Source organism: Streptomyces spinosus (genome assembly GCF_020400655.1).
GTDB lineage: Bacteria > Actinomycetota > Actinomycetes > Streptomycetales > Streptomycetaceae > Streptomyces > Streptomyces argyrophylli.
On sequence record NZ_JAINRC010000002.1, the window covers coordinates 371853 to 384236 of the forward strand.

The 12384-nt window shown below is 73.6% G+C and carries 13 protein-coding genes; 12 read left to right on the forward strand and 1 reads right to left on the reverse strand.

Going from position 1 to position 12384, the window contains the following annotated elements; translation table 11 throughout:
* The first annotated feature begins 74 nt into the window (after window positions 1-74).
* The 9 genes from LG395_RS05575 to LG395_RS05615 all read left to right on the forward strand — a co-directional run bounded on the left by LG395_RS05575 (window position 75) and on the right by LG395_RS05615 (window position 8588).
* Window positions 75-1085, forward strand: a complete 1011-nt coding sequence (locus LG395_RS05575; RefSeq protein WP_225808649.1) for a ScbA/BarX family gamma-butyrolactone biosynthesis protein — start codon at window positions 75-77, stop codon at window positions 1083-1085.
* Between the two features lie 6 nt (window positions 1086-1091).
* Window positions 1092-2126 carry a ketoacyl-ACP synthase III family protein gene (locus LG395_RS05580; protein ID WP_225808650.1) on the forward strand — a complete coding sequence of 345 codons (1035 nt, stop codon included), beginning with the start codon at window positions 1092-1094 and terminating at the stop codon, window positions 2124-2126.
* Between the two features lie 72 nt (window positions 2127-2198).
* Window positions 2199-2438, forward strand: coding sequence for an acyl carrier protein (locus LG395_RS05585; RefSeq protein ID WP_225808651.1), 240 nt, complete (start codon window positions 2199-2201; stop codon window positions 2436-2438).
* Window positions 2438-3691 (forward strand): beta-ketoacyl-[acyl-carrier-protein] synthase family protein, encoded by a 1254-nt coding sequence (locus LG395_RS05590; protein WP_171154620.1) that lies wholly within the window; start codon window positions 2438-2440, stop codon window positions 3689-3691. The genes LG395_RS05585 and LG395_RS05590 overlap by 1 nt, the downstream gene beginning before the upstream one ends.
* Window positions 3688-4446 (forward strand): 3-oxoacyl-ACP reductase FabG, encoded by a 759-nt coding sequence (gene fabG / locus LG395_RS05595; RefSeq protein WP_225808652.1) that lies wholly within the window; start codon window positions 3688-3690, stop codon window positions 4444-4446. The genes LG395_RS05590 and fabG overlap by 4 nt, the downstream gene beginning before the upstream one ends.
* Before the next feature lie 53 nt (window positions 4447-4499).
* Window positions 4500-5486: a 3-oxoacyl-ACP synthase III family protein gene (locus LG395_RS05600; RefSeq protein ID WP_225808653.1), complete on the forward strand. Its 987-nt coding sequence runs from the start codon at window positions 4500-4502 to the stop codon at window positions 5484-5486.
* 47 nt (window positions 5487-5533) lie between these two features.
* A complete protein-coding gene (locus LG395_RS05605; RefSeq protein WP_171154625.1) occupies window positions 5534-6292 on the forward strand; it encodes an SDR family NAD(P)-dependent oxidoreductase in 759 nt (252 codons plus the stop codon).
* Window positions 6289-7854, forward strand: coding sequence for an FAD-dependent monooxygenase (locus LG395_RS05610; protein WP_225808654.1), 1566 nt, complete (start codon window positions 6289-6291; stop codon window positions 7852-7854). Before LG395_RS05605 ends, LG395_RS05610 begins: the two co-directional genes overlap by 4 nt.
* Window positions 7851-8588, forward strand: coding sequence for an HAD family hydrolase (locus LG395_RS05615; protein WP_225808655.1), 738 nt, complete (start codon window positions 7851-7853; stop codon window positions 8586-8588). Before LG395_RS05610 ends, LG395_RS05615 begins: the two co-directional genes overlap by 4 nt.
* Window positions 8589-8652: 64 nt before the next feature.
* On the opposite strand, the gene LG395_RS05620 is transcribed toward LG395_RS05615, so the two are convergent.
* Complete coding sequence (locus tag LG395_RS05620) at window positions 8653-9609, reverse strand: aldo/keto reductase (RefSeq protein ID WP_225808656.1); 957 nt, start codon at window positions 9607-9609, stop codon at window positions 8653-8655.
* A 202-nt stretch (window positions 9610-9811) separates the two neighbouring features.
* Here LG395_RS05620 and LG395_RS05625 point away from each other — a divergent pair, with 202 nt between their 5' ends.
* From LG395_RS05625 to LG395_RS05635, 3 genes are all read left to right on the forward strand, one after another.
* The gene (locus tag LG395_RS05625; protein ID WP_171154632.1) at window positions 9812-11374 is read left to right on the forward strand and encodes an MFS transporter; all 1563 of its coding nucleotides are present in this window, start codon (window positions 9812-9814) and stop codon (window positions 11372-11374) included.
* A 14-nt stretch (window positions 11375-11388) separates the two neighbouring features.
* Entirely contained in the window at window positions 11389-11820 is a 432-nt protein-coding gene (locus tag LG395_RS05630; protein WP_225808657.1) for a hotdog fold thioesterase, read from the forward strand.
* An 83-nt stretch (window positions 11821-11903) separates the two neighbouring features.
* Window positions 11904-12350, forward strand: coding sequence for a MarR family winged helix-turn-helix transcriptional regulator (locus LG395_RS05635; RefSeq protein ID WP_171154636.1), 447 nt, complete (start codon window positions 11904-11906; stop codon window positions 12348-12350).
* Window positions 12351-12384 lie beyond the last annotated feature (34 nt).

Below are 12384 nucleotides of genomic sequence, written 5' to 3' on the forward strand. Positions count from 1 at the left end.
AGGCGGCTGCCAGGCTCTTTCCGTGCCCCCCACGGTGGGCCGCCGAAACAAGACCACGGACGAATGGACTGGGCATGACCCTTGCTGAGCAGGAGCGGACGGCAGCCGTCCCGGCCGCCGCCGAACTCGCCTACCAGCGTTCGATGGACCGTGTGCTGGTGCACCGCCGCGCCGTCATGGAGGTCTTCGTCACGGACGCGGCACGGCTCGGTGAGGACCGCTTCGCCGTGGCCGTCCAGGCGCCCCGCGCGCACGCCTACTACAACGACCACACCCAGCGGCCCGCCCTGCTCGACCCGTTGTTCCTCCTGGAGGCCGCCCGGCAGGCGGTCACCGTCGTCGCGCACCAGTGGCTGGGCGTCTCGTACGACACGTCCTTCCTGATCAGCGACTGGAACACCGAGTTCACCGACCTGCCGGCGCTGCGCTCCCGCGGTGACGCGCCGGACGAACTGGTGATCGAGATCGGCACCCGCGACCTGCGGCGGCGCGGCACCCGGCTGCTGGCCGCCACGCTGGACTGCGCGTTCGTGGCCGGCGGCCGGCGGGCCGGTACGAGCGTGATCGTGGCCGGGTACCTCAGCCGCGACGGCTACCAGGCCCATCGCGCCAAGAGCCGGGGGACCGTGCCGCCGCTCTCCTCCGAGCGGCCGGACACCCGCGCCGGCACCCCCGTGCAACCGGCGCTCGTCGGCCGGGAGCGCCCCGGCAACGTGGTGCTCGTCGACGTCGAACGCCCGGGCGGACCGCTCGCCCTGCGCGCCCTCCTGGACGTCCCGGCGCGGCACCCGGCCATGTACGACCACCCGCTGGACCACGTGCCCGCGATGGCCCTGATGGAGGCCGCCCGGCAGGCGGCCGTACTCGCCGCCGGGGCGCCCGCCGACGAGCGGTACGCGCACGCCTTCCGCGCCACCTTCGGGCGGTTCGTGGAGCTGGACAGTCCGGTCACCGTCACCGTGACGCCCGTCGACGGCGGGCGCCACGCGGTCGACTTCCGGCAGGACGGCGTGTCCGTGTGCACCGCCGAGGTCGGCGTCACCCGGCTCCCGGCGGCGCCGGCCGCGCACCCGGACGGACGGTGACCCGGCGTGCGGCTCAACTCACCCCTCGGACTGGTCGCCGCGGCCTGGTACCCGGAGCGGCGGCAGACCGTCGAACAGGCCCTGGCGGCCGGTGACATCGACGCCCGCACGGCGCGTGAACTCGGCTACACCTCCCTGCCGGTGAGCGAGGACACCGCGCCGCCGGACATGGCCGTCGAGGCCGCCGGCCAGGTGCTGGCGCTGTCCGGCGTCCAGGCCGACGACCTGTCGATGGTGCTCCACGCGAGCGTCCACCACCAGGGCCACGACGCCTGGTCCGCCCCGCACTACGTCGCCCACCGGCTGGGCGCCCGGCACGCCATGCCGATCGGACTGCTCCAGCAGTGCAACGGCGGTGCCGCCGGCATCGAGCTGGCCGCCGGCCGGCTGCAGGGCGACCCGGCGGCCGGGCCGGTGCTGGTGACCACCGCCGACCGCTTCCTGATGCCGAGCTGGCACCGCTGGCTCAGCGACTACGGCATGGCGGCCGGTGACGCCGCCACCGCCGTCATCGTCCACCGCCTCAGCGGGGCGGCGCCGGCGCCGGACCTGCTGCTGCGCGCCCTGGTGTCGAAGGCCGCCCCGGAGCTCGAGGTGATGCACCGCGGCGACGACGAGCTCAACGCGACCCCCATGGGCCACAGCCCGATGATCGACGTGCGGCGCACCAAGCGCGCCTTCATCAAGGCCCACGGCGTGGACTTCTTCCTGAAGACCGCCGCGGACCGCATCCGTGCCGTCGTCGAGGAGTGCCTGGCCGACGCCGGGCTCGCCGCCGACGATCCACGGCTGCGCTACGCGGTGATACCGCGCCTGGGCAGCAAGGCGATGGCGGAGGCGTACCTGCCGCCGCTGACGGAGGTCACCAGCGCCGAGGTGCTCGACCTCGGCCGGGCGACCGGGCACGTGGGGGCCGGCGACCTGAACGCCTCCCTCGCCGACCTGGCCCGCACGGACCTGCTGGCACCCGGGCAGTACGCGCTGGTGCTCAACGGCGGCGGCGGGTTCACGTTCACCGCGATGGCGGTCACCAGGGCCTGACCCACCGATCCACACCGGTCCCCACCGATCCACACCCATCCGGACCGACTCACACCACTCAAGGAGACATCCATGTCCGCACAGCAGGACCGCCTCTTCACCCTCGTCGTCGACAAGCTGGGCGTCGACCCCGAGCAGCTGTCCCCCACCGCCACCCTCGACGCCCTCGAACTCGACTCGCTGCTGCTGATCGAGCTGAGCGTCCTCGTGGAGAAGGAGTTCGGCGTCCAGCTCGACGAGACGGCGCTGACCCCCGAGTCCACCCTCGGCGACATCCTCGCCGCCATCGACGCCAAGGTCTCGGTGGCCTGATGGCGGGCACGCAAGCGCAAGGGCGGCGCACACGGCGCTTCGACGTCGCCGTCACCGGGGTGGGTCTGGTCACCCCGGCCGGTGTGGGCGTGCGGGCCAACGTCGAGCGGGTCTGGTCGGGCGAGCCGACCGCGGCCGCCGACCCGGACCTCGCCGGGCTGCCCGTCGACTTCGCCTGCCGGGTACCGGACTTCGACGCCGGCGCCCTGCTCGGCCGGCGCACGGCGATCCGCATGGACCCCGTCAGCCACTTCGGCGTGGTGGCGGCCCGGCAGGCGGTCGAGGACGCCGGTCTCGACCCGGCGTCCTGGGACGGCGCCCGGGTGGGCGTGGTCGTCGGCACCTCGCTGGGCGGCTGGTCCACGGTGGAGCGGGAGCACGGCAAGCACCTGGCCGACGGGGCGAAATTCGTCTCGCCGCTGCTGATGGTGATGGGCCCGGTCAACATGACGGCCGGCTACATCGCCATGGACCTGAAGGCACTGGGCCCCAACCAGGTCGTCTCCACGGCCTGCGCCTCCGGCAACACGGCGATCGGGTACGCCCGCGCCCTGCTGGAGTCCGGGGCCTGCGACATCGTCCTGGCCGGCGGCGCGGAGGCGGCGATGTCCCCGACCGCGATGGCGAGCCTCGCCACGGCCGGGGCGCTCTCCACCCGCACCGACGACCCCGCGTCCGCCTCCCGCCCGTTCGACGCCGACCGCGACGGGTTCGTCGCGGGGGAGGGCGCGGCCATGCTGGTGCTGGAGCGGGTCGAGGACGCGCGGGCACGCGGCGCCCGGGTCCGGGCCCGGGTCTCCGGGTTCGGCGCGTCCGCCGACGGGCACCACGCCTCGGCGCCCGACCCGACGGGCGGCGGTGCCGAGCGGGCCGTCCGGGCGGCGCTCGCCGACGCGGGTCTGGAGCCCGGCGACGTCGACCACGTCAACGCGCACGGCACGTCCACCCCGCTCAACGACATCACCGAGGCCGGAGTGATCCGCCGGGTCTTCGGCGAGAAGCCCGCCGTCACCTCCACCAAGGGCGTGGTCGGCCATCTGCTGGGCGCGGCCGGCGCGGCCGAGGCCGTCTACACGGTGCTCGCCGTCGAGCAGCGGCTCGTCCCGCCGACCGCCAACCTGACCAGCCTCGACCCGGGTATCGGGGTCGACGTCGTCGCCAAGGACGCCCGGGCGATGGAGATCGGTGCCGCGGTGAACAACTCCTTCGGCTTCGGCGGCCAGAACGCGGTGATCGTGGTGACTCCCGCATGACGGACGCCACCGTGGCCACGGCCGCCGGCGACGCCGCTGCCTCCGCGCCGACGGGCCGTTCCGTGCTCGTCACCGGCGGAAACCGCGGTATCGGACTGGCCGTCGCCCGTTCGCTCGCCGCGCGGGGCGACCGGGTGGCGGTCACCTACCGCACCGGTGAACCCCCGGCGGGGTTCCTCGCGGTGCGCTGCGACGTCACCGACGAGGAGCAGGTGGAGCGCGCCTTCAAGGAGGTCGCGGCCGCCCAGGGCCCGGTCGAGGTGCTGGTCGCCAACGCCGGGATCGCCCGGGACGGACTGCTGCCGGCCCTCGCCGACGACGCCGTCGACGCGGTGCTCGACACCAATCTGCGGGCGGTCATGCGGGTCGCCCGGCACGCCTCCCGGGCCATGATCGGCGGCCGCTGGGGCCGGATGGTGCTGATCTCCTCGGCCGTCGCGTTCACCGGCTCGCCGGGCCAGACCGCCTACACCGCCGCGAAGGCGGGCCTGGTCGGCCTCGCCCGCTCCCTGGCCTGGGAGCTCGGCAGGCGCGGCATCACCGTCAACGTCGTCGCCCCCGGCCTCGTCGAGACGGACATGCTGCGCGAGGTGCGCCCGGCCCGGCTGGAGCAGTACCTGGCGATGACGCCGCTCGGCCGCGCCGCGACCCCCGAGGAGGTGGCCGCGGCCGTGCGGTTCCTCACCAGCGAGCAGGCCACGTACATCACCGGCGCCGTGCTGCCGGTCAGCGGTGGGCTGGGCATGGGCCACTGACGTCCCGTGCCACCGGAACCCACCACCACGCGCGAGCACAGGAAAGGGAAACCATGCCAGTCGGTGTCCTGTCGATCGGTTCCCACACCCCGGACAGGGTGGTCGACAACAAGCAGATCAGTTCCTGGACGGGAATGCCCGAGTCCTGGGTGACCGAACGCACCGGGGTGCTCCAGCGGCGCTACGCCGGGCCGGGCACGACCACGTCCGACCTCGCCGTGCCGGCCGCGGGCGAGGCGCTCGGGGCGCTCGGGCTCGATGCGCGCCGGCGGCTCGGCGCCCTGATCGTGGCGACGAGCACGCCGGACGTGCCGCAGCCGTCGACGGCCGCGATCCTCCAGCACAAGCTGGGCCTGTCCACCCTGCCGGCCTTCGACATCAACGCCGTCTGCAGTGGTTTCCTCTACGGCCTCGCGGTCGCCGAGGGGCTCGTCACCGCCGGCCGGCACGGCGACCACGTCCTGCTCGTCGGCGCCGACATGTTCTCCACGATCATGGACCGGACGGACCGGCGCACGGTGAGCCTGTTCGGTGACGGCGCGGGCGCCGTCGTCCTCGGCGAGGTGCCCGAGGGGTACGGCCTGCAGTCCGTGCACCTGGTGACGGACGGGGAGTTCCACCACTACGTCGGCGTGGAGGCCGGCGGGACGCGGACGCCGTTGGACGCCGAGGCCCGTGCGGCCGGGAAGCACTACTTCCGCATGGACGGCCGCGCGGTGCGCGACTACGCGCTGTCGGTCCTGGCCAAGCTGACCGCCCAGACGCTCGACGACACGGGGCTCGCCCTGGAGGACGTCGACCGGTTCGTCTTCCACCAGGCGAACACCAGGCTGCTGGAGACCTTCGTGGCCGATGCGGGCATCGACCCCGCCCGCGTCGCCTACACGGCACCGCACCTGGGCAACACGGTCGCCGCCTCCGTACCGCTCACGCTGCACGCCACGCACCGCGAGCGGCCGCTGCGGCGCGGCGAGCGGGTGCTGCTGGCCTCGGTGGGCGGCGGCATGACCGCGGGCGCGGCCCTGCTCACCTGGTACTGACCGCCCCCACCGCACGACAACGACACCCACGCAGCGAAGGAGAAGCCATGAGGCTGGAGGGACGGACCGCCGTCATCACCGGCGGCACGCGGGGCCTGGGCCGGGCGATCGCCGAGGCGTTCCTCGCGGAGGGCGCCTCGGTGGTGGCCGCCGCACGCAACCCCTACGACATCAAGGAACTCGCGGACGACCACGAGGGCCGGCTGCTGTACCAGTACACCGACGTCACCGACGAGCGGTCGGTGGAGGAGCTGATGACCGCCGCCTGCGAGGCGTACGGAGGCGTCGACATCCTGGTCAACAACGCCGGCGTCAGCCGGGACGGCAAGATCGCCCGGCTGTCGGTGGCCGACTGGAACACCACGCTGGCCACCAATCTCACCGGTGTGTTCCTGTGCACCCGGGCGGTGATCGGCCCGATGACCACCCCGGGCAAGCCGGCGGGACCGGGCGGACGCATCATCAACGTGTCCTCGTGCGTGGCCGGGCGGGCCGCCGTCGGGGCCGGCGCGTACAGCGCGAGCAAGGCGGCCGTGGAGATGTTCACCCGTACCTCGGCGGTCGAGCTGGCGCCCAAGAACATCCGCGTCAACTGCCTCTCGCCCGGCTACATCGACGAGGGCATGGGCAAGGAGCTGGCCGCCAACGAGCGCGCCTGGGAGAGCTACCGCGGCCGGCTGCTGTCGGACCGGCTGGGCCGTCCGGAGGAGGTGGGGGCCGCTGCCGTCTTCCTGGCCGGCGGCGAGAGCTCCTACGTCAACGGCACGGTGGTCGAGGTCAACGGGGGCCTGCTGTGGGCGGCGTGACGGACCGCCGGGCCGGGGAGCCGGTACTCGTCGTCGGCGCGGGCCCGGTCGGCCTGATCCTGGCGTGCGAGCTGCTCCAGCAGGGCGTGGCCGTACGGGTCGTGGACGCCGGCCGGCGCGGCGACCCGCGGCACTCCCGGGCCAATGTCATCTGGCCCCGCAACCTCGAACTGCTGGACCGCGTCGGGGTGACCGGCGACCTGCTGGACATCGGCCACCGGCTGGCGGGGACGGCGTTCTACTCGCGCGGCCGGCGGCTGGCGACGGCCTGGATGAGCAGACTGCCCGACTCCCCGTACCCGTTCGCGCTCACCCTCTCGCAGAACGACACCGAGTCCGTGCTGCGGGCCAGGGTGGCCGCGCTGGGCGGCGTCGTCGAGGACGGGGTGCGGCTGACCGCCCTCGACCAGGCGGACGGGGTGCCGTCGGTGAAGCTGGAGCACGACAGCGGCCGGGTCGAGGAACTCCGGCCGGGCTGGCTCGTCGGCGCGGACGGGGCGCACAGCACCGTCCGCAAGGAACTGGGCATCGCCTACGACGGACCGCCGGTCGACGTGTCGTTCGCCATCACCGACGCCCGGCTGACCACCAGCCTGTCCGAGGACCTGTCCCACTACTGCTACGCCCCGAGCGGCGCCATCGTGCTGGGCCCGATGGGCGGCGGGGTGCACCGCATCGCGCTGAACGTGCCGCACGACGCGTACGACGAGGACAACCCGCCGCCGCGCGCGCTGTTCCAGGAGGTCGTCGACGACCGGGCGGCCGGCCGGAGCCGGGTCGAGGAGCTGTTGTGGAGCGGCTCGTTCCGGGTGCGGGTGCGGATCGCGGCCGCGTTCCGCAGCGGCCGCTGCTTCCTGGCCGGCGACGCCGCCCACGTGATCAGCCCGGCCGGCGGCCAGGGCATGAACACCGGCATGCAGGACGCGTTCAACCTGGCGTGGAAGCTGTCCGGGGTGCTCCGCGGCGAGTTCGGGGAAGGCATCCTCGACTCCTACGACAGCGAGCGGCGTGCCGTCTCCCACCAGGTGGCCCGGTCCACCCAGTGGCTGACCAAGGCCGGCCTGGTCAGCACGCCCGCGAAGGTGGCGCTGCGCGACGCGGCGTTCCGCGCGGCGGACCGCACGGGCGTGTTCCAGCGCCGGATCGCCCCCCAGCTCGGCCAGACGGCCGTCAGCTACGGCGACGACGGCCGGCATCCGCGGCTGCCGGTGAAGGTCGCGGGCCCGGCCGGCGCGGGCGCGAACGCCCCGGCGCTGTCGGCCGAGGGCTGGCCGGTGATCGACCCGGACCGGCACACCGTCCTGCTGTGGCCCGGCACGCGGACCCCGCCGGCCGGCTGGCCGGGCGCCCGCGACCGGGTGCGCGGCGCGCTGCCCGAGGGCACGCCCGTGCTGGACCTCACGCGCGCGGTCCCGGCGGGCCTCGCCCGGGCGCTGGGGCCGCGGCCGGCCGTGGCCGTGGTCCGCCCCGACGGCCACCTCCTGGCCCGGCTGGATCCCTCGAGGCCGCAGGAGACCACGCGGCTGCTCGCCCGAGCGGCCCACGCAAGGAGTCAGCCATGACGAACCGTCCCGACCCCCACCCCCTCGCCGCGGACCACGACCGCCCCGTCGTGGCGTTCTTCGACGCCGATGAGACGCTCATCGCGATGAAGACGCCGTTCTCCCTGCTGCGCTGGCGGTTGCGCCGCCAGGGGGACATCACGGGCGCCGCCTACGAGCGGGCCGTGGAGCCGCTGCGCCGGCTGGCGTCGATGGGCGTCACACCGGTCGAGGTGGTGTCCAAGTTCTACGAGCTGCACGCGGGCATCCCCTGGGACGACGTGGTCGCCGAGGCCCGGGCCTGGTACGCCGACCTGCGCGAGCACGGCGCGCCGTTCATCGAGCCGACGGTCGCCCGGCTGCGCCGCCACCAGCAGGCGGGCCACCGCACGGTGGTGATCTCCGGTTCCTGGCCGGCGACACTGCACCCCATCACCGACGACCTGGGCATCGACCTGGTCCTGTGCACCGAGCCCGACCTGGACGCGGACGGCCGGATGACCGGCGCGATCAGGCACGCGATGTTCGGTCCGGCCAAGGCCGACGCGGTCCGCGAGGCGCTGGCGAAGTTCGGCGCGGACCCGGCGGACTGCTACGCCTACGGCGACGACCCGGGCGACCTGACCATGCTCGGCATGGTCGGCCACCCCACGGTGGTCGGCGCGAACCCCCGCATGACCGAACACGCGGCGCAGCACGGCTGGCCCACCCTGCCGGCCACCCTGGCCGCGGGGACCCGCCGCCAGCACGTGTAGCACGGCTCGCCGCGGCCGCCCGGGTGGGCGGCGTCCCCGCGGGGGGAGCCGCCCACGGGGGTCTTCAGCGCGGGCCGGCCGGCTCCGGGAGGGCGGCCAGCTCCGCCAGGGCGTCCGGCGGCAGGGTCAGGGAGCCGGCCGCGACGTTGTCCTCCAGGTAGCGGCGGGTCTTCGTGCCCGGGATGACCCCGACGTGCTCGCCCTGGGCCAGCACCCACGCGATGGCCACCTGCGCCACGGTCGCGCCCAGCCGGTCGGCGACGGCCCGTACCCGGTCCACGATGGCCTGGTTCGCGGTGATGGCCTCGGGCTGGAACCGGGGCAGGCGGTGCCGTCCGTCCACCTTCGGCAGGTCGCCGGGGCCGCTGATCAGACCGGAGAGGAAGCCGCGGCCCAGGGGCGCGAACGCGATGAAGGCGATGCCCTCACGCGCGCAGTGGTCGACCACCCCGTTCGTCAGGGCGTCGCGGCTCCACAGGGACAGTTCGCTCTGCACGGAGGCGACCGGGTGCACCGCGTGGGCGCGGGCGATCTCGTCCGGTGACGCCTCGGACAGCCCGAGCGCGCCGACCTTGCCCTCCTTGACCAGCTCCGCGAGCGCGCCCCAGCTCTCCTCGACCGGCACCCGCGGGTCGATGCGGTGCAGCTGGTAGAGGTCCACGTGGTCCACGCCCAGCCGCCGCAGGCTCGCCTCGAACGCGCCGCGCAGGTACTCCGGCCGGCCGTCCCGGTGGCTGCGGTAGGTGGCCGGGTCGTCGACCACCAGTCCGCCCTTGGTGGCGAGCAGCACCTCCTCACGGTGGCCCCGCAGGGCCTTCCCCACCAGAACCTCGTTGGTGAAGGGGCCGTACTGGTCGGCCGTGTCGATCATGTCCACGCCGAGTTCCACGGCGCGGCGGATGACCGCGATGGACTCGTTCTCGTCCCGCCCCTCCTCGTCGTACCCCCAGGACATCCCCATGCAGCCGAGTCCCACGGCCCCGAACGACCGTCCCGTGTCGCCCAATCGGATCCTGCGCATCGCCGTACGCACCACCTTTCCCCGCGTCGCTGTGAAGCGTCGGTCACCGTCACCCGCCGTCGAGTGGCAGGCCAACGTCTTTATACAGAACTCTGGCATACGTCGTTGACAGCGGGTCTGCTGAGTACCCTACTCTGTGCCAGAGTTCTGCTACATAGCTGATGACTACCCGACAACAGACAACAGACAGAGGTGATTCACCGTGTCCACCGGCAGCCCGCGGGCCACCCTCGCCGCGGCGTGCGTGGTCGGCCCGCTCATGACCCTGGTGGTGACCGGCCCGTCCGTGGCCGTCCCCGACATCGGCGCCGACCTGCACAGTTCCCTTGCCGCCGCCCAGTGGGTGGTCGACGGTTACATGCTGACCGCGTCCAGCAGCCTCGCGGCGATGGGCTCGCTGGCCGACCGCGTCGGCCATCGCCGCATGTTCACCTGGGGCATGGCGTTCTTCGCCTTCTGGATGACCGTCTCCGGCCTGGCGAACAGCATCCTGCTGCTCGACCTGGCCCGTGCGATCGCCGGTTTCGGCAGCGGCGCCGCGCTCGCCTCCATCACCGCGATCCTCGCCCAGGCCTTCGACGGCACGGCACGCGCCAAGGCCTTCGGCCTCTTCGGCACGTTCCTCGGAGCGGGTCTCGCCTTCGGCCCGGCCTTCGGCGGCGCCCTGGTCAACCTGTGGGGCTGGCGCTCGGTCTTCCTCGTCCTGGCCGCCGTCTCCGCGCTCGTCCTGCTGAGCACCCCGCTGCTGCCCCGTTCCGCCCCCAACAAGGGCCCGCGCTTCGACTGGGCCGGCAGCCTGCTCTTCGGCGCCGGTGTCGCCCTGTTCGTGCTCGCGCTGGTCGAGGGCCCCGGCCGGGGCTGGAGCGACCCGATGGTGCTCGCCGCCGCCGTCGGCTGCCTGGTGCTGATCACGGCGTTCGTGACGGTGGAGCGCCGCACGGAGAACCCGATGTTCGACCTCGGCCTGTTCGCCCGGCCGCAGTTCCTCGCCGTCTGCCTGGTGCCGCTGGTGCTGGCCTTCAGCTTCGTCGCCCTCGTCATCGTGCTCCCGCCGTACCTCACCTCCACGAGCGGGATGTCGGCGCTGCGCATCGGCATGGTCCTGCTGCTGCTCACCGGGCCGTCGCTCGTGATGCCCGCGCTCACCGGTCTGGTGGCGCAGAAGTTCTCCCAGCGGACCCTGTTCGTCGTGCTGCTGGCCTGCTCCGCGGCGGGTGCCGCCTGGCTGACGCTGGTCGACCCGGGCGCCTCCGCCCCGGCCCTGGCCGGACCGCTGCTGCTGCTCGGCATCGGCTACGGCATCTCGCTCGGCATTCTCGACGGCGCCGCGGTCTCGGCCGTCGAGCCGGAGCGGATGGGCATGGCGGCGGGCATGTTCAACACCGTCAGGCTCGCCTCCGACGCGGTCTCCATGGCCGGTCTGGGCACCCTCGTCACCGCGCTGACCAAGGCCGCCCTCGACAGCGACAAGGTCTCCGCCTACCCGGGCGGGGCCGGCGAGCTGACGTCCCGGGCGCTCCAGGGCGGTCTGACCAAGGCCGTCGGAACCCTGCCGGACGGGGCCGTGCGCGACAGGGTCGCGACCGCGATGTCCGACGCGTACGCCAGCGGCCTGCACACCACGATGTGGTTCGTCGCGGCGGCGTGCGCGGTCAGCGCGGTCGTGGTCGGCGCCCTGCTCTCGGGCCGGCGGCAGGCGCAGGAGGCGGCCGGTGACACCGCCGAGGCGGCCTCCCCGGCACCCGAGCCCGCTTCCACCCACTGACAGGGGACCGTCACATGACCCAGACCGCCCTCGGACCCGTCGAGGTCCTGCCCCCCTACGTCGAACAGCAGTTGGTGGAGCGGCTCGGCATCGAGGTCACCGTCTGCGAGCCCGACCTGGTGGTCGGCACCATGCCGGTGGACGGCAACCGGCAGCCCATCGGGCTCCTGCACGGCGGCGCCAACGCCGTCCTCGCCGAAACGCTCGGGTCGCTCGCGGCCTGGGTGCACGCGGGCGCCGACCGGATCATCGTGGGCCAGGAGCTGTCCTGCACCCACCACGCCGGCGCCCGCACGGGGAAGGTCACCGGTGTCTGCCGTCCGCTGCACGTGGGCACGCACACCGCCACCTACGAGATCGTCATCTCCGACGAGCAGGGCCGGCGCACCTGCACGGCCCGGCTCACCTGCGCGATCCCGCCGGCCCGGCGGCGGAGGGCCCGGTGAGGGCCTCCTCCCCGGCACGGCGGCCCACCCGTGGTCAGCCTGCGGTCACTCCTTCGTTCTCTGTCGTATGCGAGACTGTTGACATGGCGAACACGACGGAGACGGTCGCCGCAGGCCGGCTCGGGCACACGATCAAGAGGGCTGAGCAGGCCCTCATCGCACGCAAGTCGCACGTGCTGCGGGAATACGACCTGACGGTGCCGCAGTATTCGGTCCTGCTGCTGCTGTCGGTCTCCGACGGCATGTCCGCGGCACAGCTGGCGCGGGAGTGCATGGTGACCCCGCAGACGATGGCCACGGTGCTGACCAACCTGGAGAAGGCCGGACTGGTCGTCCGCGAGCCCTCCGAGCTGCACCAGAAGGTGGTGGTCAACCGGGCGACCCGGGCGGGCCGCGCCGTGGCGAAGAAGGCGGACAAGGCGGCCTTGCGGGTCGAGGGTTCGCTCAGCGCGGAGTTCACGCCGGAGGAACGGGCCCGCTTCGAGGAATACCTGGAGCGGGCAATTGCCGTACTGAATTCACTGGACTGAATTCTCGGCACCGCGTCCCGGAGGCAAGGGAAAG